We start from the raw sequence: 21,459 nt of genomic DNA, 5'->3' as shown, positions 1-21,459 counted from the left end.
GCGGCCGTTGGCCGGGGGATCAGGCCAGGGAAGGATGGTTGCTGCCGTTTGCACCCAAGAGACGGAACCGGAAGGGACAGGTTCGGAGGTGCGGGGCCTTCACCGAGGGATTGGGCACCGCCCCAGACCTTTGGAGGAAGGTTGCACGGCGTCTATCATGCCGTTGGCAAGGGGCGATTGATCTTGGGCAATTGCTCGTCCGGTCTGTTCCGCGCCTGATTCAGTCGGGTTGTCAGGATTGGCGCGCATGCACCTGGAGGGCAGGAAAATGAGGTTCCATAGAATCCAGATGACGAGCAGGCAGATTTGAAAGGCTTCGAATAGAAAGAGTGCTTTGTCTTTCTTGAATTCTCTTTCAACACCATCCAGTAACTTGTTGAACATTCGAGGTATCCGGCTGGAGTGCACGGTGTCTGTATGTCAAGATTGGGTATCCGTTGTAATTGATAACTGGTTCTGTCAATGGTTCAGACCGTGCAAAGAGAGGCAGGGGGAGGAGCAGGTAGAGCTGCGGGAGGAAGGCGTTGCGCACGCGCCGTCGGCCCAATGGGGGAAGGTCTCGTCCCGGGCCGGGCCGCGCTCCGGCGGCCGCGCCTTGCCCCCCGGCCGGGCCGGGTGTAACGGGGTCCCCGGCCGCGCCTGCACGATGGCGCGCCGCAGGAACCGTCCGCATGTCCTCACGCTCTTCAATCTGGCAATGGACCGCCCTGGCGGGGGTCTCGCTGCCCCTGGCCCTGGCCCTCAAGTGGGCCGCCTTTCCGGCGGCCATGCTGCTCGGCCCCATGCTGGCGGCCGTGGCCTTCGGGCTGCGCGGCGCGGGCGTGCGCGTGCCGGGCTGGGGATTCCAGGCGGCCCAGGCCGTGGTGGGCTGCCAGGTGGGCACGGCGGTTACGGCCTCCATCCTGGCCACGGCGCTTGAGGCCTGGTGGGCCATGCTCCTGGTGGTTGGCGCCACGGTGGCCTTCGGGGCGCTGGTGGCCGCAGCCCTGGAGCGCTGGCGGCTTCTGCCCTCCAACACCGCCGCCTGGGGCTTCTCCCCCGGCGGCGCGGCCGCCATGACCGCCCTGGCCTCCGAATACGGGGCCGACGTGCGCCTGGTGGCCTTCACCCAGTACCTGCGCCTCTTCGTGGTGGTGCTCACGGCCTCGGGGGTGTCGCGGCTGCTGCTCGGGGCCGCGCCGTCGTCCTTCCAGCCCGCGCCGCTCCTGGATTTCGGCTTCGCGGCCCCGGACGGCGCGCTGCTGGCCGCGCTGGGGGTGATCGGCGGGGGCTGCTGGCTGGGCAGGCGGCTGCGCGTCCCGGCCGGGGCCATGCTCCTGCCCATGACGGCCGCCGCGGCGCTCCACGTCACGGGGGCCGCGCACCTCTCCCTGCCGCCGTGGCTTTTGGCCGTGGCCTACGCGGGCCTGGGCTGGTCCATCGGGCTGCGCTTCACGCCGGATTCCGTGCGCCACGCCCTGCGGGCCATTCCGGCGCTCCTTGGGGCCACGGCCGCGCTCATCGGGCTGTGCGCCCTCTCGTCGTGGTTTTTGAACGCCGCGCTGGGCGTGGACCCCCTCACGGCCTACCTGGCCACCAGCCCCGGCGGCCTGGACTCCGTGGCCGTGATCGCCGTGGGCAGCCGCGCCGACGTGCCCTTCGTGCTGGCCGTGCAGACCCTGCGGCTCTTCGCCGTGGTGCTGGCCGGCCCACTGGTGGCGCGCCTGGTCTGCCGGGCGGCCTCGCCCAAGGGCGGGGGCGACAGCTGCCCGTAAAGGCGCATCGTTCCTCGTCCGGCGGCGATTTGTAACAGGCTGCTAACGGATGCTCACCGTGAGGGCGTACTCGGCGTTGCCGCGCGTGCCGCCCACCACGATGCGGTAGGTCCCCGAGGCGGGGAGCGCGCCCTTCCAGGCCTTGGCGTCGTCGCCTTCGTCCGCGCCGGGCAGGGGCTTGCCGCCCGGGGCGAAAACCTGGAACACGGCGTTGTCCTCGAAGGCGGTGACGGAGACCTCCATGGTCTGGCCCGCGCGCGCGCCGAGGTCGTACACGTCGCGGTCGCCGCGAATCACCGCGCCTTGCACGGTGGCGGAGTCGGCCCCGCGCTCGAAGCGAAGGGTCTTGCGGTTCTCGCGGGCCACGGCGGCGGTGCAGGCGAGAAGGACCACGATCAGGACGGCGAGGGCGGCGCGCATGGGGCCTCCAGGAGTTGGGGTGCGGGATGGGCGTTTCGCGCCTCCTATGACCCTGATTCGTTCTTGCCGCAAGCGCCCCTTGCCCACTGGTCCGTTTCCCGCTACCTAACCCGGAAGATCGGAGCCCCGGACCATGCCCCAGGTGAAAACCCTCATCGTCCATTCGGACCCCGCCGTGCGCGCGGGCCTGCGCCAGTTGCTGGCCGGGGCCCAGGCGCTGCGCGTGCTGGGCGAGGCCGCCACCGCCTTCGAGGCCCTGGAGATGCTCGAAGCCATCCCCTACGGGGTGTTCTTCGTAAGCCCCGACCTGCCCGGACCCACCTCCGGCATGGAGCTGGCCCAGATGCTCGCCGGAAGGCGCGAACGCCCGGCCCTGGTCTTCGTGGCCGCCGACGAATCCCAGGCCTGCAAGGCCTTCGAGCTGGGCGCGGCCGACTATCTCGTCTGGCCGGCGCTCCCCCAGCGCCTGGACATGACCCTGGCCCGCCTGGGCGCGCTCTCCCCGGGCTTCAAGCAGGTGCAGCCCGCCGGGGCCTGGGTGGAGGAGCGCAGCGCCCGCGCCCAGGACGACCAGCAAACCCTCTCGCTGCCCATCGAGGAGGAGGAGGAAGGACAGTTCATCTCCGCCCTCAAGCAGGCATGGGACCTCACCCAGAAGAAGCGCCCCGTGGACATCGAGAAGCTGCCCATCACCCTGGACGGCCGCACGCTCCTGCTGCCCTATCCCCAGATCCTCTTCGTGGAGGCCTACGAGGACTACTCCTTCGTGCACACCGTGCAGCAGAAATACCTCACCTCCTACCGGCTCAAGAACCTGGAGGAGCGCCTGGGACCCCACGGCTTCTTCCGCGTGCACCGCAAATTCCTGGTGAACCTGGAGGCCGTCACGGAGATCGCCAGCCTCCCGGGCGGGCAGTTCATGCTGCGCACCCAGGGCAAAACGCGCATCGAGCTGCCCATCAGCCGCCGCAGGATCGGAGAACTCAAGCAGGTGCTCGGCCTATGACCCTTCGTCCCCCCGCCTTCCCCGCGTCCGCCGCCAACGCCGCCCCAGGAGACCCCCATGGAAACCGGCCTCGTCGATAGCCTGCTCCGGGAGGAACGGGTCTTCCGGCCCCAGCCCCAGGTGGTGCGCGAGGCCAACATGGGCCAGGCCGAGCTCAAGGCCGCCCAGACCCTGGCCCGGCAGGACTACCGCCTCTTCTGGGAGGAACGCGCCGCCGAGATGGACTGGTTCGCCAAGTGGGACCAGGTGCTCGACGACTCCAACCCCCCCTTCTACAAGTGGTTCTCCGGCGGCAAGTGCAACCTGGTGCACAACGCCCTGGACCGGCACATCCTCACCGTGAACAAGAACAAGCTCGCCGTCATCTGGGAGGGCGAGTCCGGCGAGTGCCGCAAATACACCTACTACGAACTCTACCGCGAGGTCTGCCGCCTGGCCAACGCCCTGCGCGGCCTGGGCGTCCAGAAGGGCGACCGCATCCTCATCTATCTGCCGCCCCTGCCCGAAACCGTGATCACCATGCTGGCCGCCGCCAAGATCGGCGCGGTGCAGACCCTGGTGTTCGCGGGCTACTCGGCCCGCTCCCTGCGCGAGCGCATCGAGAGCTGCCGCCCCAAGATCATCGTCACGGCCGACGGCTTCTACCGCAACGGCCGCGTGATCAACCTGAAGTCCGTGGTGGACGAGGCCCTCTTCGGGGAGGACGCCGACTGCGCCGAGTCCGTGATCGTGGTGCACCGCGCCGGGGTGGAAACCGACATGGTGGAGCCCCGCGACCTGCGCTACGAAGACCTGATCCGCCAGGAGAGCCCCCAGGCCCCCACCGAGGTGATGGACGCCGAGGATCCGCTCTTTTTGCTCTACACCTCCGGGGCCACCGGCAAGCCCAAGGGCCTTTTGCACACCCACGGCGGCTACATGGTGGGCGTGCACGCCACCTACCGCTGGGTGATGGACGTCAAACCCACCGACCTCTACCTCTGCACCGCCGATCCGGGCTGGATCACCGGGCACAGCTACGTGGTCTTCGGGCCGCTCATGGCGGGCACCACCGTGGTGCTCTACGAGGGCCACCCCCTCTACCCCCAGGCCGACCGGCTCTGGGCCATCGTGGCCCGCTACGGCGTGACCATCCTCTACACCACGCCCACGCTCATCCGCATGCTCATGCGCTACGGCTCGCAGTACCCCCGCAAGCACGACCTCTCCACCCTGCGCCTGCTGGGCAGCGTGGGCGAGCCCATCGGCCCCGAGCCGTGGGTGTGGTTCCACAAGTACATCGGGCGCAGCGAGTGCCCGCTGCTGGACACGTGGTGGCAGACCGAGACGGGCATGTTCATGGTGTCGCCCCTGCCCATCTCGCTTCTGAAGCCCGGGTCGGCCGGTCGGCCCCTGCCGGGCGTGGAGGTGGACGTGGTGGACCGCCACGGCAACCCCGCCGGACACGACAAGGGCGGCTTCGTGGTGATACGCAAGCCCTGGCCCGCCATGGCCCGCACCCTCTGGAACGACGACCAGGGGTACCGCCAGGCCTATTGGGAGAAGATCCCGGGCGTGTATTTCGCGGGAGACGTGGCCCGCAAGGACGAGGACGGCTACTTCTGGTTCCAGGGCCGCGCGGACGACGTGCTCAACATCGGGGGGCACCGCATCGGCCCGGCCGAGGTGGAGGCGGCGCTCACGGCGCACAAGTCGGTGGTGGAGGCGGCGGTGATCGGCGTGCCGGACTCCATCAAGGGCGAGGCGGCCAAGTGCTTCGTGGTGCGCGCCGAGGGCTGGAACAAGGACTACGACTCCGAGGACGAGCTGATCATGGCCCTCAAGGCCCACGTGAAGCGCGAACTCGGCCCCTTCGTCTCCATCCGGGCCATCGCCTTCCGCGAGCAGCTGCCCCACACCAAGAGCGGCAAGATCCTTCGCAGGCTGCTGAAAGCGGAAGAGACCGGGGCCGCCCCGGGGGACCTGTCGAGTCTGGAAGAGGAGTAGGGGGGAGTCCTCCGTCGGGCGGGATCATGCGCATAGCCTACTCCGGCTGGTTCCTCCGCGAAGGCTTCGAGCGGCTGGGCTGCGAGGTCGCGCCCATCAGGCTGGACTCCGGGCGCACGCTCGACGAGATCGTGGAGGAAGCCGGCGTCAAGCCCGACGTGGTGTTTCTCGAATTCTACGGCCGGACCGAAATCCCCAAAGGTCTCGGCGAGAGCCGCCACAGGCTGGCGGCCTGGTGCATCGACGCGCCCCTTGGCGCCTTCTGGCTCGCACCGCTCTGCAAGCTGTTCGCGCTGGTCTACGTGGACCAGCTCTTTTCCGTCTCCCGTTTCCGGAGCGAGGGCGTGCAGGCCCGCTGGCTCCCCCTGTGCGTCTCGGAAGGGGACTTCCGCCCCCCGGCGGCCAAGGAACACCTCATCACCTTCGTGGGGCGTCTGACCGAACACCGCGAGAAGCGCGCCAACCTCATCGCGCACCTGCAGGCGCGCTTTCCCCTCAACGTGGTCAGCGACATCCCCCAGGCCGCCATGCTGGACCTCTTCGCGGCCTCGCGCATGGTGCTCAACGAGAACTTCTTCCCCGGCCTGAACCTGCGTTTCCTCCATGCCCTGGCCTCGGGCTCGCTCCTGCTCTCGGAGCGCCAGGGCTACGGGGTGCGCCAGCACTTCCAGGAGGGAACGCACTACCTGGGCTATTCCCCGGCCGACGTCGCGGGGCTGGTCGAGCGCGTCGCCCAGGACGCGGAGGGCCACGCCCACATCGCCCGGAACGGCCAGGAAGAATGCAGGCTGCGCCACACGAGCGCCTGTCGGGCGCGCACCGTCCTCGACCACCTGGCCGAGGGCCGCGCGGCCCCCATGGTCTCCCTGCCGGAGAGGCTCCTGGGCGAGGGCCGGGGCCGATACGCCCAGGCCGTGCGCCATGGAGGCCGCATCGACGAGGCCCTTCAGCTGCTGCACGACGCAGCGGCCGCCCCGGGGGGTGTGCGCCCCCGGGCGCTGCACGCCCTGGGTCTGATCCTGCTGCGCACCGGGCGCGAGGAGGCCGGGCTCGCCTGCCTGGAGGAGGCCGCCGGAGAACCCTCCGAGACCGGCCTTGACGCCACGCTCACCCTCCTGCTGCACTTGGCGCGGGGAGCAGGCGACGCGCGTCGTCTGGCCTCCCTGGCCTCCCGCCTGGAGGCGGCGCGGCTGGACAAGGGCGTGTGCGCCCGCCATCTGGCCGCCCTGGCCGCCGGTCGGGACGTGCGCTACCACGTGTGCATGCTGGGCTATGCGGCGCTTTTCAAACGCAAGGACGTCTGCGACCTGGGCTTCCAGAAGCCCTACGAGGAGCGCTACCCCGACAGCGCCCTGGAATACGCCGCCATGGCCTACGCCACCCTGAAGACGCCCGAGGCGCTGGACGCCGTGATCGCCTGCACCAGGGCCGCGGGCGTCGCGACGCAGGCCCTGGGCTGGATCAAGGACGCCGTGCTCTCGGGCGTGGCCACGGACGCCCAGATCGCCCTTTCCATCGAACTCGCCCTGGCCAGCTACGACTACGCCTACGCCGCCAGGGCGGTGAAAGCCTTCAAGAGGACCTTCTCCTGAGCCGCGTCGGCCCGGAAACACGCCATGACGCCCTACCACGATCTCCTCTCCTCCTTCGGCGTGGACTTCGCCCGCGCCCGGCAGGACCTCCCCGTGCCCGGCAGCCCGGAGCGCTGCCTGCGCCGCCAGGTGGTGGAGGACGCCTCGGGCGCGCTCTGGCTCCTGGAGCGCATCGGTCCGGCCCAGGCCGCCCGGCGCGAGGCCCTGGGACGCCTCCTGGAGGCCCTGGAGGCGCGGGGCCTGGACCGTCTGGCCCCCTACCGCAGGGTCCCGGGGGGCGGCCACGTGCTGCGCGACTGGGCCGGGCTGTGGCAGCTCTCGCCCTTCGTCACGGGGCGGGAACCGGAGCGCCCCGGCTATCTGGAGCGCCCAGGCCCCGCCCGGGAACTGGCCCGCTGGCTGGCGCGGCTGCGTCGCGCCTCCCTTGGGCTGGCCCTGCCCGGCGGACTCTTCGCCCTGGACCTGCCCGAATACGCCCGCGCGCTCTCCGCGCGCCTGGCGCAGCACCGCCCGGGCGTCCACGCGCGCCTGGGCCCCGTGCTCAAGGCCTTGTCGCCCTATCTGGAGGCCTGGCCCGGGCTGCCTCGCGCCCTGGCCCACGGCGACCTTCACCCCCTCAACGTGGTCTGGGGGGCGGACGGCCCCCTGGGGGTCATCGACTGGGAGTTCGCCGGGGCGCGCCCCGCGCTGGACGACGCGGCCAACTGTCTGGGCTGCGTGCTCCTGGAGGCCCGGGGAGACCGCAGCGCGCCTTTCGTCGAGGCTTTCGCCCGGGAACTGCGCGGGAGCGATCTCCTGGAGCTCTCCCTTGCGCCCTGGCTGGACGCGGCCGTGCTGGCCTCGCGCCTGGGCTGGCTCTCGGAGTGGCTGCGCAAGGCGGACGCCCCCATGCTGTCCGACGAACTGGACTACATGGACCATCTGGCCGCGCGCATGGTCGCCGCCCCTTGACCTCGGGTCGCCAACGGCGGCATGATGGCACCATGACGACCCACGACGCTCCCGGCTCCGGGGACTGGCAGGAAGAAGCCCTTCAGCTGCGCCGCAAGGTTGCGGCCCTGGAAGCGGCGGCCCTGGCCAGCCGCCGGGTGCGCGCCCTGGTGGAGGCCGAGCGCGACGCCTTCCAGGGCATCTTCGACAACTCCCCCGTGATGCAAATCTGGCTGGACCACCAGGGCAAGGTGCTGCGCGCCAACAAGGTCGCCCAGGCCGTGGCCGGGAAGGAGTCTCCCTCGCCGGACTTCTGCATCTACACCGAGCCGGGCCTGATCATGCTGGGCGTGCCCGAGTGCTTCGACAGCGCCCTCAAGGGCGAGACCGTGCGCATGGCGGCCTACGAGTTCAACGCCTCCCACCTGCACATGGACGCCCCCGACGTCACCTACACCCTGGAGACGGTGCTCCATCCCGTGTTCGGGCCCGACGGCAGCGTGAATTCCGTGGTGGTGCAGCACTTCGACGTGACGGAGCTTGCCCAGGCCCGTCAGGAGGTCGAACGCCTGCGCGCCGCGCTGCGACACTGCCTGGAGGAGTCGCGTTCGGCCCGGCCGGGATGACCCGGCACTTGCCAGCGGCGGACCTTGTGCTATATATGCTCCTATCCATTGGATCAATTTAGAAGGAGAACGACGATGTACAACGCCTACAACGCCCAGCAGACCATGTCCCGCGCCCAGGCGCTCAGCGCCTTCATGCGCGGCGTCTACGGTTGGATGGCCGCTGGCCTGGGGCTTACCGCCGTGGTGGCGGTGGCCGTGGCGTCGAGCCCCGCCATGCTCCAGCTGGTGTTCAATCCCGTGGCCCTGATCGTCCTGGTGCTGGCCGAGCTGGGCCTGGTGATGTTCCTCTCGGCGCGCATCGCCACCCTGGCCCCGGGCACGGCCACGGGCATGTTCCTGGCCTACAGCGGGCTCAACGGGCTCACGCTCTCGGGCGTCTTCATCGCCTACACGGCCACCACCATCGCCTCGGCCTTCGCCGTGAGCGCGGGCATGTTCCTGGCCATGAGCCTCTACGGCATGGTCACCAAGCGCGACCTCACCTCCCTGGGCAGCTTCCTCTTCATGGGCCTCATCGGCATGCTGCTGGCCATGGTGGTGAACATCTTCCTGAAGAGCTCCATGATGAGCTTCATCATCGACTGCGTGGGCGTGCTCATCTTCACCGGCCTCACCGCCTACGACACCCAGCGCCTCAAGGACATGGGCGAGGCCGCCCCCATGGGCGACCAGGCCGCCCTGCGCCGGGGCTCCATCCTGGGCGCGCTGACCCTCTACCTGGACTTCATCAACCTGTTCCTGATCATGCTGCGCCTCTTCGGCGGCAACCGCGACTAGAACCGTCCCGGCCGGGGCGGCGAGAGCCTCCCCGGCCCCTTTCCCCATGCAAGAACTCCACGCCTGGCAGCAGCGCCTGCGCCCTCTCTTCACCCCCGCCGGGGCGGCGGCGTCCCTGGCCGCGCGCCTGCGACGCGCCCTGCACGAGAAGGGGCCGCTCCCCTCCTGGAAGCCCCCGGCCCCCGCCGTGGGCGTCTGCGGCATCGACCCCGAGGCCAGGGGCAAGGTGCTCGTGAGCGCCTGGCTCCTGGGATGGGCCGCCGCCCGGGGGCTCACGCCCGTGCTCCTGGCCGGGCCGGGCGAGGGCTCGCCCCAGCACATGCCGCTTTCCGTGAAGCCCGACACGCCCCCGGCCGAGTGTGGGGCCGAGGCCGCCCTGCTGGCCCGCTACCGCCCGGAGGCCGTGATCCTGGTGGACGACAAGCCCGCCCGCGCGGGCAAGTCCGCCTGGAACGCCGTAAAGCCGGACCTCTTCCTGCTCCACGGCATGTTCTCGCGCCCGGAGCTGCGCCGCGACGCCGACATCGTGCTTCTCGGCCCGCGCGACCTGGACAAGGGCTGGAACCGCGTGTTTCCCGCCGGAGACTGGGCCGAGGGCGCGCACGCCCTGGGCAGGGCCTCCTGCTTCATCCTGCACGCCTGGCCCGACGAATTCGCCCTGCGCAGGCCCCTGGCCGAGCGTCGGCTCGGACACCTGGGACGTCCGGTGTTCACCGTGCATCCGGGCATCTGGCGTCTGCGCCGCTCCGACGGGCTCCACGCCGAGAACCTGGGCGGCGAACCCTACGTGCTGGTGGCCGCGCAGTCCAACCAGGAGGTGGCCGCCAAGGCGGCGCAGGCCTTCCTGGGCCTGCCCCCGCGCATGAGCGTCACCTTTCCCGCCTCCCACCGCTTCACGAAACAGGATCTTGCCCAGGTGGCCGCCGAGGCCGCGCGCATGCGCTGCCCCCACGTGCTGGCCACCCCCGAAGCCGCCCTGCGCATGGGCGAGGTGCCCGGCCGCGAGCTGTGGACCTTCGACCCCGACGTGGTGCTTGGCCCCTGCCTCCTCGGGGGCGAACGCTTCGGCCCCTGGTGGGAGGGCCTCTGGCGCTCCCTGGCCGGGGCCTGAGGGGGCTCCCGGGGCGGGCGCACGGTCGCCGTGGCGCGCGCTCTCCCGGCGCGGTGCTGCATCCTGCGGTCAGCCCTGGCGAAAGGCCATGACAACATCCCACGACCAATGGTTTCCCTGCGGGTTGCAGGGGCCTGTATTTCCCTTTCGCTGTTTGAGCCCGTCGTCGGCCGCTCGTGCGGCGATTGTTTTCAGCAGGTTGTCCACCGGGAAGTCCGGATTGTACCCCAGCAGACATATTTTCGTGACGAAGCGACGCTTTTGCGCTTTCGCTGGACCTGTACGGGGCTTTTGGATATCAGTAAGGTCCGCAATCAATGACAATAATTAAGAATCATTCGTAAGAACTCTTCCCAGAGGGAGCCAGCATGCGCAACTTGAAGCTCGGAATGAAGATCGGCCTGGGGTTCGGCGTACTCATCCTCATCGCGGCCCTGCTGGGCGGCATGGCCATGGTCAACATGATGAGCGTGGGCAAGCAGGCGGACCGGCTGGCCCAGGAGATCGCGCCCGAAGTGGCCGTGGCCAACAACGTGGAGCGCAACGCCCTGCAGACCATGCTTGCCATGCGCAGCTACGCGCTTTCGGGCATTGACTCCTATTGGGATGAGGCGGTGAAGGCCATCGCGGATACGGAGAAATCCCTGGTCCAGGCCAAGGATTTGGCTCAGAAGTATCCCGGGCTCGCGAGGCTCAAGGAAAATGCGGAAGGCGCCACTGCCGCGCTGGCCGACTACAAGAAGCTCGGGCAGCAGTCCCGCGATACCGACAAGGGCATGGACGCCACCCTGGCGACCATGACCCAGGCCGCTGCGACCTTCCTCAAAAACGCCTCGGACTACCGTGAAAGCCAGCAAAAAGTCTTGGCCGAGCTGCTCTCCCAACCGAACGCGGACTCCGCCAAAGTCAAGGACCGCGCCGACAAAATCGACATGGCCGGGGACATCATCGAGGTCATCTTCGACCTGCGCATGACCACCCTGCGCGGCATGTTCTTTCGCGACGTGAAGTCCATCCAGAATTCCATGAAGCTTTTCGACGCCATCGCCTCCAAGGAGCAGGCCATCCGCGCCATCACCCGGCAGGAAGTGAACCTGCGCCAGCTGGCGGAGATGCGCCGCGCCGCGGATGCCTACAAGGAGGGCATCCAGAACTACCTGAAGCTGTGGCAGGTCATGGACGACCTGGGCAAGAAGCGCAACGAGGCCGCCGGTATCGTCACCAAGGCCGCCGAGACCACCTCCCTCTACGGCGTGAAGGCCATCGAGGAATCCACCAGGGAGGCCTCCCAGAGCCTCGCCAGCGCCACCACCGTCATGGCCGTGGGCCTGGTGGCGGCCCTCATCCTGGGCGTGATCACGGCCTTGCTCATCACCAGGGGCATCACCGGCCCGGTGATCAAGGGCGTGGCCTTCGCCCAGAAGATGTCCGAGGGCGACATGACCCTGGACCTCGACGTGAACCAGAAGGACGAGATCGGCCAGCTGGCCGACGCCCTGCGCGAGATGACCCGCAGGCTCAACGACGTGATGGCCGAGGTGGTGGAAGGGGCCAACAACGTGGCCTCGGGCTCGCAGGAGCTCTCGGCCACCTCCGAGTCGCTCTCCCAGGGCGCTTCGGAGCAGGCCGCCAGCGTGGAGGAGGTCTCCTCCTCCATGGAGCAGATGGCTTCCAACATCCAGCAGAACGCCGACAACGCCGTGCAGACCGAGGCCATGGCCCTCAAGGCCGCCAAGGACGCCGAAGAGGGCGGCCAGGCCGTTTCCCAGACCGTGGGGGCCATGAAGTCCATCGCCGAGAAGATCTCCATCATCGAGGAGATCGCCCGCCAGACCAACCTGCTGGCCCTCAACGCCGCCATCGAGGCCGCCCGCGCCGGGGAGCACGGCAAGGGCTTTGCGGTGGTGGCCGCCGAGGTGCGCAAGCTGGCCGAACGCTCCGGCCATGCCGCCTCGGAGATCTCCGCGCTTTCCAGCGAGTCCGTGGCCGTGGCCGAAAAGGCCGGCAGCATGCTCTCGGCCATCGTGCCCGACATCAAGAAGACCGCCGAGCTGGTGCAGGAGATCGCGGCCGCCTCGCGCGAGCAGAACGCCGGGGCCGACCAGATCAACAAGGCCGTGCAGCAGCTCGACCAGGTGATCCAGCAGAACGCCTCGGCCTCCGAGGAGATGGCCTCCACCTCGGAGGAGCTCTCCAGCCAGGCCGAACAGCTGCTCTCCACCGTGAGCTTCTTCAAGCTCCGGGGCGGTTCCTCCCTGCGCCGCCAGGCCCCCCGCGCCCTGCCCAGCGGACATGCCGTCCCAGCGCCGCGCAAGGCCGCGTCCAAGCCCGCCGTCCGCAAGCCCGGCAAGGGCGTCACCCTCGATCTGGGCGCGGGCGACCACGACGACGACTTCGAGAAATTCTAGCCAGGGGAGCGGACCGTGAGCGAAAGCACCAACCAGTACCTGACGTTCACCCTGGGCGAGGAAGTCTTCGCCCTGGACATCGCCAGCGTGCGCGAGGTCCTGGAGTACACCACCATCACCAAGGTGCCCCGCACCCCGGAGTACATCCGGGGCGTGATCAACCTGCGCGGGCGCGCCGTGCCCGTGGTGGACGTGCGCCTGAAGTTCGGCATGGCCGAGACCACGCGCACCGTGAACACCTGCATCATCATCGTGGAGGTCTCCCTGGGCGGCGAGGAGACGGTCCTCGGCGCGCTGGCCGACTCGGTGAAGGAAGTGATGGACATCGAGCCCAAGGACATCGAGCCCGCGCCCCGCATGGGCACGTCCATCAAGGCCGATTTCATCCAGGGCATCGGCAAGCACCAGGAGGAGTTCATCATCATCCTGGACATCGACAAGGTGTTCACCGAGGCGGAGCTGACGCACATCGGTGCCGCTGCCGGGGGAGACTCCCAGGACGCGGCCTGAGCCGCACGGCGGCGAACCGTCCGGCACGCGCCCAGGCGCGGGCGACGCACGGGCACGTGCGCCTCGCGCCGGGAGGTCCCGGCCCTCCAGGCGTGGCGTGGTTGCTCCCGGGCGCGCCGCGCGGCGGGGGCCTTACGGCCGCCGGGTCCGGCGGATCGCGGCCCGTGAGCGCGAAGTTCCCGCCGGGGGCTAAAGAATGGCCCCCCGGCGGCCGATGATCCTACCAGGACGCTCCGCCCCGGAGCGCCGACAACGTCAGCGAGGCGCGCATGTCCGCATCACCGACCAGCCCAGCCCAGATTCCCGATTCCCTGCTGGTCAACCAGCTCATCCGGGAATACGCCATTGACAAGGCGGCGCAACGCGTCGCCGAGGTGGACGCCTTCATCAACGCGCCCACCAAGATCAACCTGCTCATCCTGGAAGTGTTCAAGGGCCTGGTGTCCAACCGCGTGGCCTGAGGCGCGGCGCAACGCCCGGAAAAGGAAAAAGCCCCCGGAAGGGGGCTTTGTTTTGTTCGGAGGGCGTGTGGCGCTAGAAGTAGCGCATGCTCGTCTTCTTGAACTCCCTGCGGCTTTCCAGCACGTCGTATTCGTCAAGGCCCGAGAGCCTGGCCAGTTCGGCCACGGTTTCGTCGCAGGCCTGACGGCTCTTGGCGTGCACCATGGTGTAGAGGTTGTAGGGCCAGTCCATGCAGTTCACGCGGTGGTAGCAGTGGGAGATTTCGGGGCGGGCCGCGAAGAAGGCCCCCATGCGCTCCATGTCTTCCGGGTCCACGAACCAGGCCACCATGGCGTTGGAGCCGTAGCCCGCCTTCTGGTGGCGCAGGGTGGCCCCGAAGCGGCGAATCTCGCCGCGCTCCTTCATGCCCCGGATCAGGTCCAGCACCTGCTCCAGGGATGCGCCGGCCATGCGCGCCACCTCGGCGAAGGGCTCGGGGCCATCGGGCAGGTCGCCCTGCACGATGGACAGAATGCGCCGTTCCACCTCGCTGAACTCTTTGGCCTGGGACATGAAACCTCCTGGGACGGGGCGTGGGATGCCCTTTCTCTCTACCGGGTTCGTATGGTAGATGCAATTGCCCAGACGCGGGGGCGTTGGCCCGCGCCATCGAGGAGACAGCCATGAACGTAGCGGTGATAGGCGGCGGCAGCTGGGGAACCACCCTGGCCGACCTGCTGGCAGGCAAGGGAGAGAACGTCACCCTCTGGGTGCGCGAGATGGAACTTCTGGCCCAGATCAAGTCCACGGGCGAGAACGGATGGTACATGCCGGGGGTGAAGCTCTCGCCCAACCTCCAGGTCTCGCTGGACCTGGAACAGGCCTGCGCGGGCAAGGACCTCTTCGTCATGGCCGTGCCCAGCCAGTTCACGCGCGGCAAGCTGGGCGATATGCGCGACTTCCTGCCCAAGAACCCGGCCATCGTCTGCGCCAGCAAGGGCATGGAGCTCGACACCGGCAAGACCATGTCCGAGGTCTGCGAGGACGTGATGGGCGGACGCAAGCACCGCTTCGCCGTGCTCTCCGGCCCCAGCTTCGCCTACGAGACCATCCGGCGCATGCCCACGGCCATCAGCCTGGGCTGCAAGGACAAGGACCTGGCCCGCGAGATCCAGCAGGCGTTCGCCACCGACTCCTTCCGGGTCTACACCAACAAGGACGTGCGCGGCGTGGAGCTGGGCGGCGCGGTGAAGAACATCATCGCCATCGCGGCGGGCGTCTCCGACGAGCTGGGCTTCGGGGCCAACGGACGCGCGGCGCTCATCACGCGCGGCTTGGCCGAGATGGCCCGCCTGGGCGCGAAGCTCGGGGCCGACCCCAAGACCTTCACCGGCCTCTCGGGCCTGGGCGACCTGGTGCTCACCTGCACCGGCGACCTCTCGCGCAACCGCCAGGTGGGGCGCAGGCTGGCCAAGGGCCAGAAGCTCATGGACATCCTCACGGAGATGCGCACCGTGGCCGAGGGCGTGAAGACCACCCAGGCCGTGCATACCCTGGCGGCGCGCCTCAAGGTGGACCTGCCCATCACCGCGCAGGTGCACGCCGTGCTCTTCGAGGACAAGGACCCCGGGCAGGCCGTGCGCGACCTCATGGCCCGCTCCCTGCGCGACGAATAACCGATCTGACCCACGCCCGGCCCGTCGTTCGGCGGGCCGGGTTTCGCGTGCCTTCGCCGGAAGGGCCCGCGCCCGCCTCCGGCGAGAGGGCCTGCGTCCGGGCTGCCGGGGGCCTGCGCCCGCGCCGCTAGGAGCCCGAGTCCGCGTCCGGCGGGAGGGTCATTCCCCTTTGGGCTTGGCCTTGGCGGCCTGGAGCCGCTTTTCGTCCTCCTCGCGGGCCAGTTCGGCCGCAGCCGCCGCCCCTGCGGCGACAGCCAGGGGCTCGCCCGCGCGCGCCTCGGGCGGCAGGTACACCGTCACGTTGCGGTGGGCGAACTCGATGCCGTTCTCCCGGAAGCCTTCCTGCACCCTGCGGTAGAGTTCCTTCTCCACCAGGAACTGGTGGCCCGGCACGGTCTTGAACTTGATGCGCAGGATCATGGCCGAGTCCTCCATCTTGCGCACGCCCATGGACTTGATGTCCGAAAGCATGCCCTTGCGGATGTCCTCGTCGGCCATGAGCGCCTTGTTGATGCGCTTGATCACCTTGCGGATCTTCTCGATGTCGGCGTCGTAGCGCACGCGGAAGTCCAGCTTGGAGATGATGTAGTCCCGGCTGTAGTTCTGGAGGATCTTGAGCCCCCCGTACGGGATGGTGAACACCATGCCGCGCGGGTGGCGCAGCTTCATGGAGCGAAGCGAGATCTGCTCCACGGTGCCCTTGGCCGTGCCCGCCTCCACGTAGTCGCCCACGCGGAAGGCGTCGTCCACCAGGAAGAACACCCCGGAGATGATGTCCTTCACCAGGGTCTGCGCGCCGAAGCCGATGGCCAGGCCCACCACCCCAGCGCCCGCGATGAGCGGCCCGATGTCCACCCCCAGCGAGGAGAGCGCCACCAGCGCTCCCAGCACCACGATGACGCACAAGAGGAACTTGCGCAGCAACAAGAGCAGCGTGGCGCTGCGCGAGCCACCCGCGCCGCCGCCCTCCTCCATCTCCTCGCCGGGCAGCACGGCCTCTTCGCTCAGGCGGCGGTCGATGCGGATGCGCACGATCTCCCAGAATACCAGCCCCCCCACCAGCACCAGGAGCACCGAGAGCACGTTGCGCGCCAGCAGCCAGCCCAGGGGCACGTCCACGCCCCACAGCCGCAGCATGGCGAACACCGGGAAAACCACCAGGGCCACGCGCACGCACCTGCGGATGAGCGGCACGTAGTCCCGGAAGGCGCGTCCCCCGCCCGCGAGGTCCTTGCCGTGGGAGGCCTCTCCGGCGGTCGCGGGGGCGTCCAGGCGGATCACCTCGCGGTCCTCCCCCGAGGCCACGGCCAGCAGGCGGCGCACCCAGAGGTCCGCGCCGATGCAGGCGGGGATCAGGAAGAGGCTGGCCAGCAGGCTCACGATGGTGGCGTCGTCGGCCAGGGCCGCCAGGCTCCAGGCCAGGCCCATCAGCAGGGCGTAGGCCGAGGCGGGCACGTGCCACCAGCGCGCGGCCAGCTCGCGCAGGGGGCCCTCGTCTGGTTCCGCCCTGCCCGAGGCCAGGGCCAGGGACACCTCGCGCCGGTTGCACAGGACCATGGCCGAGAGCACGAGCCCCGTGACCGCGCCCGCCGAGGCGTAGACCAGGGAGGCCAGGGCCTGGGCGTTCAGGCCGTTTCGCAGCACGAAGCTCCCCAGGGCCAGGGAGAAGCAGGACGTGGCCACGGCCATGAACCAGGCGTGGATGGTGCGGGCCTGGGCGTCGTCCAAGGGGATGGGGCGCAGCAGTGCGCTGTCAGGCGCGAGGAGCGTGAGCGACGCCGCGCGCCACAGGAGAAGCACGGTGCAGGTCGCCATGGCGGTGAAGGTCGTCACGTACTCAAGCCCCCGGGGCTGGGTGACGGACACCAGAAGCCCCAGGGACACGGCCGCGAAGACCAGCACGGAGGCCGCGTGGAGCGCGGCACGGGCCGCCATGGCCCAGAGCCTGCCAAGCGCCATGGTCTCCAGACGTCCTAGGAGCGGCCCTTCCAGGCGTCTCGACCCGGCCCGCGCGGCCAGGAAGGCCGCCAGCCCACCCAGCAGCACAAGGCCGGCCAGGGCCAGGGCGGAGCGCAGAACGCTCGCGCCGCCCGCGGCATCGAGCAGGGCCGCGCGGTCCGTCCACTCCCGGGCGGCCTGGGCCGCGAGCGCCCCGCCCTGCCCGCCCAGGCCGCGCAGGGCCTTCTCGGCGCGCTCAAAGGGGCCTCGCACGGCCTGCCCGCGCTCTTCGTCCTGGTCCCGGACGCGGGCGGCCGCTTCGGCGGCCAGGCGTTCGCGGAGCACCTTCCGGGCCTGCTCGTCGCTAAGCCCTGCCACGAAGGCATCCACGCCGCCGGGCGAAAGCGCCGAGGCGTCCGGCAGGGCAGCGGCCTTGCCCTGGCCGGACTGGCCCGGGAGTTTGGCCGCCAGGGCCTGCCCGGCGCAGAAGATAAGGAGCGCGGCCAGGAGAAGCCGGGGGAGTGCAAGGGAAGGGCGAACCGTCATGCTGCCTCCAGGGCCGCCGTGGACGCAGGCGGTCACGTTCAGGCTAGCAGCGATGGGAGCGCGATGACAAGCGCCCGCGCCTGCCTCTGTCGCGCCCGGTACGCGCCAGGACGCGGCCGCGCGTTCTGCCGAGGTGACGGCGACCGACTCCGGCGAGGCGTCCCACGTCCGTTCCCGGGCGTTCCGGCCCGGTCCGTGCGCGGGACACGACACTAGAAGAGCCCGCAGGCCAGGCCCAGGGCCACGGCGAGCATCATCCCGGCCACGGCCCGGCGCACGCCGTCGATGGTGGCCTTGCGCACGAGGCGCTTGCCCAGGAAGGCCCCCGCGAAGGCGGCCAGGCAGGCCAGGGTCACCAGGCCCGCGTGGTCCGCCACCTCGGGGCGGCCCAAGTGTCCGGCGTAGACCGCCAGGCGGCTCAAGTCCACGACGCAGGCCAGCACCACGCCCGTGGCGATGAAGGCCTCCTTGGAGAGCCCGGCCTTGAGCAGATAGGCGCTGCGGAACGCCCCCTGGTGCCCCGAGAGGCCGCCGAAGAAGCCCGAAAGGAGCCCGCCCGCCAACAGGCCGCCCCGCGCCGGACCCTGCTTGATGGAACCTCGCAGTTCCGCCAGGGCGAAAAAGGCCATGAGACCGGCCATGAGGAGCTTGAGCGGCGTGACCGCGCGCACGGCCCCCAGGGCCTGGTAGGTGAACAGGGCGGGCTGGCCCTCCAGCGCGCCCAGGAGCCAGGCCCCGGCCAGGGCGGCCAGCATGGCCGGGAGGCCGAAGGCCAGGGCGGTGCGCGGGTCGGCGGCGCGCCAGAAGAGCGAGAGCTTGAAGAGGTTGTTGGCCAGGTGCACCAGGGCGGTCTGGGCGACGGCCACGTCCACGGGGAAGAACAGGGCGAAGGCCGGGAAGAGGAGAGTGCCCAGGCCGAAGCCGGAAAAGAGCGTGAGGCCCGAGGCCAGCAGGGCCGTCAGACAGACGAGGAGGACTTCCAAGGAGATGCTCCGGTCGAACGGGTTCAGCCGTCGGAGATGCGTCGCAAATGCCTGCGGTAGATCACGTTGCCCTTGCCGTCGTCCAGGCTCATGAGCAGGTCGCCCGGGAGGAAGCGCACGCCGCCGCGCTCGAATTCGCGGGTGATCAGGTTCACGCCCCAGATCTCGGGATGTTTCGGGTCGTCCGCGCGGCTGATGACGAGGAAGCCCTTGTCGAAGCCCCAGCGGGTGGTTTTGGGCAGGATGCGCGCCAGTTCGTCCAGGGTGCGCGGGGTGTCGCGGGCGTCCTCGGAGGCCATGTGGGAGACAAAGACCCCGCCGGGGAGGAAGGCGAAGGTCTGGTAGGGGAGCTTCCAGGGGTCCTGGGCGTTGGTGGCCTTGAGGGCGTCGGTCCAGGGGACCAGGGTCCAGTAGCCCCGAACCTCCTCGGGCGTGGCGAAGCGTCCGGGGGAGTCCTGCTGGGCGCGGACGGCCCCTGGAGAGAGGAGGCCCGCGAGCAGCAGGAGGCAGGCGAGCGCGAGGGCGGTTCGAGCGAGGCGCGGCAGGCCCAGGGATATGGTGAACGCTTCGTGGGGCATGTCGGCTCCTGGGCGCGCGGCTTGAGGGGGCCGGGCCGCCTCCGGCTCGGTTGAGGGTCGCCACGGTCTGTCCCGGGCCGCCGGTAAGGCCTGGGGGCGGGAGAGCCCGGTTTCGTCCGGCCGGGTGGGGAGCCGGGCATGGTTCCCGGCCGCGACCCGCGCGTGCGTGGCGCGGACGGACTAGCGAGTCGGAGGTCGGCATACGCCGTCTCGCCCCGCGCGCCCGGAGGCGCGGCGGGGGAGGCGGGGGATGCTTGAGTCCCGGCGTTATTTCTTCTTCAGGGCCGCCAGCCTGTCGGAGAGGCTCTGCTGGGGCTGGGTCGATACGCCCTGGGCCTCCTTGAGGGCCTGGGCCAGGTAGGGGTCTTCGGATTTGGGGGGGGCCAGGAGCTGGGCCTTCTGGGCGTGCACCTCGGTGCGGGCCTCCATCTCCTGGGCCTTCTGGGTCATGGCGTCGAAGGCGGTGCCCAGGTTCCCGGCCTGCTGCTTGATGCCGGCCACCACCTTGGCGCGCTCCTCCTGCTCCTGGGCGCGGTCCATGCGCACCTTGGCGGCCTCCATGCGACGCTTGGCGTCGTTGAGGCGCTCGCGGGCGGTCTTCAGGCGCTCGGAAGCGGATTTCACGGCCTCGGCCAGTTCGTCGTAGAAGGCCTTGGCCTCCTGGGCCTCGCGCTGTTCCCGGTCGATCTCGGGGACCATCTTCTCCAGCTCGGCCAGGAGACCGGCGAGGCTGGCCTCCACCTGTGCCTTTTCGCCCTCGGGCGCGGCCTCGGCGCGGGCCTGGAGACGTTCGGCGGCGGCCAGGCGCAGGTCGTAGTTCTTCTGGATCTCCCGGGCCTCCTGGTCCTCGCGTTCCCAGGCCTTCTTGGCGTCCACCATCTGGCGGGTGAGTTTGGTGAGGGCGTCGTCGAGCTCGCCGATCTCGGCCTCGGAGGCCGTCTCGGGGTCGAACTCCACGAGCATCTTCACGAAGCCGGACTGGGCGTCCTGGGCCTTGTTGACGAAAAAGTGCTTCAGGAAATTGAGCATGTGCGTTCTCCTCGAATCGCTCGTTTGAACAGCATGAGCATGTGCGTCATGATACGGGTGCAGCCGTGTCGGGGCGGCGCCGCGGGCCTCACGTGGCGGCGCGACGCCTTCCGAAGAGCATCCAGGCCGCGCCGCCCGCCAGCACCAGCGTGACGATGGGCCAGAAGAGCGAGCCCGCCGCGTTCTTGGGTTCCTCGATCTTGGGCTGGGCCAGGGCCACGTTGGGGTCCACGTCCTTGGGCATGGCCGTGGGGTCCACGGGCGTGCCGTCCTTTTTCATCTGGTCGAGCTTGGCGTTCATCTCGTCCAGCTGTTTCTTCAAATCCGCATTGGATTCCGCGAGCTTGGCGGCCTCCTGCTTGAAGGCCTGCACGCCGGGGTCGGCCTGGTGGTTGTGGAAGAAGCCCGCCCCGGAAGTGAGGTTGGAGAGCATGAACCACATGAACATGGCGTCCCACATGCCGAAGCCGGAGAAGCTGTTGAAGGCGTACCCGGGGGCGGACCAGCCGCGCCCGGAATAGTAGTTGTCGCGGTAGCGGTTGTAGTCCTGGTAGGAGCCGAACGAGCGGTTCTGGCTCAGGATGGGCTTGTTGGTGGTAACCTGACCCGGGGACACGGGGTTGCCGGGCTTGGTGTAGAGGCCCTGGTAGCCCTGGTAGGAGGTGGCGGCGGCCTGGCGCTTCACGGCGTCGGACCCGGCGTTGGAGAAGGCCGAGCCTCCGGCCTGCTTGCCCGCCCCGGAGGCCTGGGTCCCGGCGGTGTTGGACCAGCCGCCGGGAGTCTGGGACGGCGCCGGGGCAGCGGCGGCGGGCGGTGCGGCCGAGGGGGCCGGGGTGGCGGACTGCTGCGCGGGCGCGGGCTTGCTGGTGCTGCTCCAGCCGGAAGACCCCGAGGGGGCCGGGGACGGCGACGAGGGCGGCGGCGTGGAGGGCCTGCTGGAGCTGGACCACCCCGAAGAGCCGGAGCGGCTGCCGCCGCTGGAGAAGGAGCCGCTTTTCTTGGCCAGGGCCGCGCCGACGGGGCCGAAGACGAGGGTCAAAGCCACCACGAGGGCCAGGATCGCGTGCGGTCGCATGGGGAGCACCTCTTGCAACGTTTCTTGAAGTGTCTTGATCCCCTACGGGAACAAGGGGGGGGCGCGCGGA

Annotated in this window: 20 protein-coding genes; 12 read left to right on the top strand and 8 right to left on the bottom strand. The window is 69.7% G+C overall.

Annotated elements, in window-relative coordinates; translation table 11 throughout:
- Window positions 1–99: 99 nt before the first annotated feature.
- Window positions 100–384: a hypothetical protein gene (locus NNJEOMEG_RS04335; RefSeq protein WP_173081655.1), complete on the bottom strand. Its 285-nt coding sequence runs from the start codon at window positions 382–384 to the stop codon at window positions 100–102.
- Window positions 385–671: 287 nt separating this feature from the next.
- Here NNJEOMEG_RS04335 and NNJEOMEG_RS04330 point away from each other — a divergent pair, with 287 nt between their 5' ends.
- The gene (locus NNJEOMEG_RS04330) at window positions 672–1,754 is read left to right on the top strand and encodes an AbrB family transcriptional regulator (protein ID WP_173081653.1); all 1,083 of its coding nucleotides are present in this window, start codon (window positions 672–674) and stop codon (window positions 1,752–1,754) included.
- Between the two features lie 42 nt (window positions 1,755–1,796).
- Here the strand turns inward: NNJEOMEG_RS04330 and NNJEOMEG_RS04325 are convergent, their stop codons facing one another.
- Window positions 1,797–2,174 carry a hypothetical protein gene (locus tag NNJEOMEG_RS04325; RefSeq protein WP_173081651.1) on the bottom strand — a complete coding sequence of 126 codons (378 nt, stop codon included), beginning with the start codon at window positions 2,172–2,174 and terminating at the stop codon, window positions 1,797–1,799.
- A 133-nt stretch (window positions 2,175–2,307) separates the two neighbouring features.
- Here NNJEOMEG_RS04325 and NNJEOMEG_RS04320 point away from each other — a divergent pair, with 133 nt between their 5' ends.
- From NNJEOMEG_RS04320 to NNJEOMEG_RS04275, 10 genes are all read left to right on the top strand, one after another.
- Window positions 2,308–3,180 (top strand): LytR/AlgR family response regulator transcription factor, encoded by an 873-nt coding sequence (locus NNJEOMEG_RS04320; protein WP_173081649.1) that lies wholly within the window; start codon window positions 2,308–2,310, stop codon window positions 3,178–3,180.
- Between the two features lie 57 nt (window positions 3,181–3,237).
- Window positions 3,238–5,166 carry an acetate--CoA ligase gene (gene acs, locus NNJEOMEG_RS04315; protein ID WP_173081647.1) on the top strand — a complete coding sequence of 643 codons (1,929 nt, stop codon included), beginning with the start codon at window positions 3,238–3,240 and terminating at the stop codon, window positions 5,164–5,166.
- Between the two features lie 26 nt (window positions 5,167–5,192).
- Window positions 5,193–6,758, top strand: coding sequence for a glycosyltransferase family protein (locus tag NNJEOMEG_RS04310; RefSeq protein WP_173081645.1), 1,566 nt, complete (start codon window positions 5,193–5,195; stop codon window positions 6,756–6,758).
- 24 nt (window positions 6,759–6,782) lie between these two features.
- The gene (locus NNJEOMEG_RS04305; RefSeq protein ID WP_173081643.1) at window positions 6,783–7,709 is read left to right on the top strand and encodes a phosphotransferase enzyme family protein; all 927 of its coding nucleotides are present in this window, start codon (window positions 6,783–6,785) and stop codon (window positions 7,707–7,709) included.
- A gap of 32 nt (window positions 7,710–7,741) precedes the next feature.
- Window positions 7,742–8,314: a PAS domain-containing protein gene (locus NNJEOMEG_RS04300; protein ID WP_173081641.1), complete on the top strand. Its 573-nt coding sequence runs from the start codon at window positions 7,742–7,744 to the stop codon at window positions 8,312–8,314.
- 75 nt (window positions 8,315–8,389) lie between these two features.
- Window positions 8,390–9,094, top strand: a complete 705-nt coding sequence (locus NNJEOMEG_RS04295; protein WP_173081640.1) for a Bax inhibitor-1/YccA family protein — start codon at window positions 8,390–8,392, stop codon at window positions 9,092–9,094.
- Window positions 9,095–9,140: 46 nt separating this feature from the next.
- On the top strand, window positions 9,141–10,205 hold the full coding sequence (locus NNJEOMEG_RS04290; protein WP_173081639.1) for a tetraacyldisaccharide 4'-kinase: 1,065 nt from the start codon (window positions 9,141–9,143) through the stop codon (window positions 10,203–10,205).
- A gap of 368 nt (window positions 10,206–10,573) precedes the next feature.
- Window positions 10,574–12,613 carry a HAMP domain-containing methyl-accepting chemotaxis protein gene (locus NNJEOMEG_RS04285; RefSeq protein WP_173081638.1) on the top strand — a complete coding sequence of 680 codons (2,040 nt, stop codon included), beginning with the start codon at window positions 10,574–10,576 and terminating at the stop codon, window positions 12,611–12,613.
- A gap of 15 nt (window positions 12,614–12,628) precedes the next feature.
- Window positions 12,629–13,123 (top strand): chemotaxis protein CheW, encoded by a 495-nt coding sequence (locus NNJEOMEG_RS04280; protein WP_173081637.1) that lies wholly within the window; start codon window positions 12,629–12,631, stop codon window positions 13,121–13,123.
- A 269-nt stretch (window positions 13,124–13,392) separates the two neighbouring features.
- A complete protein-coding gene (locus NNJEOMEG_RS04275) occupies window positions 13,393–13,584 on the top strand; it encodes a hypothetical protein (RefSeq protein WP_173081636.1) in 192 nt (63 codons plus the stop codon).
- A 73-nt stretch (window positions 13,585–13,657) separates the two neighbouring features.
- Here the strand turns inward: NNJEOMEG_RS04275 and ahbB are convergent, their stop codons facing one another.
- Complete coding sequence (ahbB, locus tag NNJEOMEG_RS04270) at window positions 13,658–14,137, bottom strand: siroheme decarboxylase subunit beta (RefSeq protein ID WP_173081635.1); 480 nt, start codon at window positions 14,135–14,137, stop codon at window positions 13,658–13,660.
- Window positions 14,138–14,247: 110 nt separating this feature from the next.
- Here ahbB and NNJEOMEG_RS04265 point away from each other — a divergent pair, with 110 nt between their 5' ends.
- Window positions 14,248–15,240: an NAD(P)H-dependent glycerol-3-phosphate dehydrogenase gene (locus NNJEOMEG_RS04265; RefSeq protein WP_173081633.1), complete on the top strand. Its 993-nt coding sequence runs from the start codon at window positions 14,248–14,250 to the stop codon at window positions 15,238–15,240.
- A 159-nt stretch (window positions 15,241–15,399) separates the two neighbouring features.
- Here NNJEOMEG_RS04265 and NNJEOMEG_RS04260 read toward each other — a convergent pair whose 3' ends face one another.
- From NNJEOMEG_RS04260 to NNJEOMEG_RS04240, 5 genes are all read right to left on the bottom strand, one after another.
- Window positions 15,400–17,724 carry a mechanosensitive ion channel family protein gene (locus tag NNJEOMEG_RS04260; RefSeq protein WP_173081631.1) on the bottom strand — a complete coding sequence of 775 codons (2,325 nt, stop codon included), beginning with the start codon at window positions 17,722–17,724 and terminating at the stop codon, window positions 15,400–15,402.
- Between the two features lie 212 nt (window positions 17,725–17,936).
- Window positions 17,937–18,707, bottom strand: coding sequence for a TSUP family transporter (locus tag NNJEOMEG_RS04255; protein WP_173081629.1), 771 nt, complete (start codon window positions 18,705–18,707; stop codon window positions 17,937–17,939).
- Window positions 18,708–18,730: 23 nt separating this feature from the next.
- Window positions 18,731–19,285 carry a hypothetical protein gene (locus NNJEOMEG_RS04250; RefSeq protein WP_173081627.1) on the bottom strand — a complete coding sequence of 185 codons (555 nt, stop codon included), beginning with the start codon at window positions 19,283–19,285 and terminating at the stop codon, window positions 18,731–18,733.
- 267 nt (window positions 19,286–19,552) lie between these two features.
- A complete protein-coding gene (locus NNJEOMEG_RS04245; protein WP_173081625.1) occupies window positions 19,553–20,314 on the bottom strand; it encodes a hypothetical protein in 762 nt (253 codons plus the stop codon).
- Between the two features lie 88 nt (window positions 20,315–20,402).
- A complete protein-coding gene (locus NNJEOMEG_RS04240) occupies window positions 20,403–21,389 on the bottom strand; it encodes a hypothetical protein (RefSeq protein ID WP_173081623.1) in 987 nt (328 codons plus the stop codon).
- Between the last annotated feature and the right edge of the window lie 70 nt (window positions 21,390–21,459).

The sequence above is a fragment of the Fundidesulfovibrio magnetotacticus genome (genome assembly GCF_013019105.1).
Classification (GTDB): domain Bacteria; phylum Desulfobacterota; class Desulfovibrionia; order Desulfovibrionales; family Desulfovibrionaceae; genus Fundidesulfovibrio; species Fundidesulfovibrio magnetotacticus.
Note: the sequence above shows the minus strand (reverse complement) of the source record. Positions and strands in the feature narration are given on the sequence as shown.

Coding starts and splice junctions, on each gene's coding strand:
- NNJEOMEG_RS04335 (WP_173081655.1), bottom strand. CDS start 384: ATGTTCAACAAGTTACTGGATGGTGTTGAAAGAGAATTCAAGAAAGAC.
- NNJEOMEG_RS04330 (WP_173081653.1), top strand. CDS start 672: ATGTCCTCACGCTCTTCAATCTGGCAATGGACCGCCCTGGCGGGGGTC.
- NNJEOMEG_RS04325 (WP_173081651.1), bottom strand. CDS start 2,174: ATGCGCGCCGCCCTCGCCGTCCTGATCGTGGTCCTTCTCGCCTGCACC.
- NNJEOMEG_RS04320 (WP_173081649.1), top strand. CDS start 2,308: ATGCCCCAGGTGAAAACCCTCATCGTCCATTCGGACCCCGCCGTGCGC.
- acs (WP_173081647.1), top strand. CDS start 3,238: ATGGAAACCGGCCTCGTCGATAGCCTGCTCCGGGAGGAACGGGTCTTC.
- NNJEOMEG_RS04310 (WP_173081645.1), top strand. CDS start 5,193: ATGCGCATAGCCTACTCCGGCTGGTTCCTCCGCGAAGGCTTCGAGCGG.
- NNJEOMEG_RS04305 (WP_173081643.1), top strand. CDS start 6,783: ATGACGCCCTACCACGATCTCCTCTCCTCCTTCGGCGTGGACTTCGCC.
- NNJEOMEG_RS04300 (WP_173081641.1), top strand. CDS start 7,742: ATGACGACCCACGACGCTCCCGGCTCCGGGGACTGGCAGGAAGAAGCC.
- NNJEOMEG_RS04295 (WP_173081640.1), top strand. CDS start 8,390: ATGTACAACGCCTACAACGCCCAGCAGACCATGTCCCGCGCCCAGGCG.
- NNJEOMEG_RS04290 (WP_173081639.1), top strand. CDS start 9,141: ATGCAAGAACTCCACGCCTGGCAGCAGCGCCTGCGCCCTCTCTTCACC.
- NNJEOMEG_RS04285 (WP_173081638.1), top strand. CDS start 10,574: ATGCGCAACTTGAAGCTCGGAATGAAGATCGGCCTGGGGTTCGGCGTA.
- NNJEOMEG_RS04275 (WP_173081636.1), top strand. CDS start 13,393: ATGTCCGCATCACCGACCAGCCCAGCCCAGATTCCCGATTCCCTGCTG.
- ahbB (WP_173081635.1), bottom strand. CDS start 14,137: ATGTCCCAGGCCAAAGAGTTCAGCGAGGTGGAACGGCGCATTCTGTCC.
- NNJEOMEG_RS04265 (WP_173081633.1), top strand. CDS start 14,248: ATGAACGTAGCGGTGATAGGCGGCGGCAGCTGGGGAACCACCCTGGCC.
- NNJEOMEG_RS04260 (WP_173081631.1), bottom strand. CDS start 17,724: ATGACGGTTCGCCCTTCCCTTGCACTCCCCCGGCTTCTCCTGGCCGCG.
- NNJEOMEG_RS04250 (WP_173081627.1), bottom strand. CDS start 19,285: ATGCCCCACGAAGCGTTCACCATATCCCTGGGCCTGCCGCGCCTCGCT.
- NNJEOMEG_RS04245 (WP_173081625.1), bottom strand. CDS start 20,314: ATGCTCAATTTCCTGAAGCACTTTTTCGTCAACAAGGCCCAGGACGCC.
- NNJEOMEG_RS04240 (WP_173081623.1), bottom strand. CDS start 21,389: ATGCGACCGCACGCGATCCTGGCCCTCGTGGTGGCTTTGACCCTCGTC.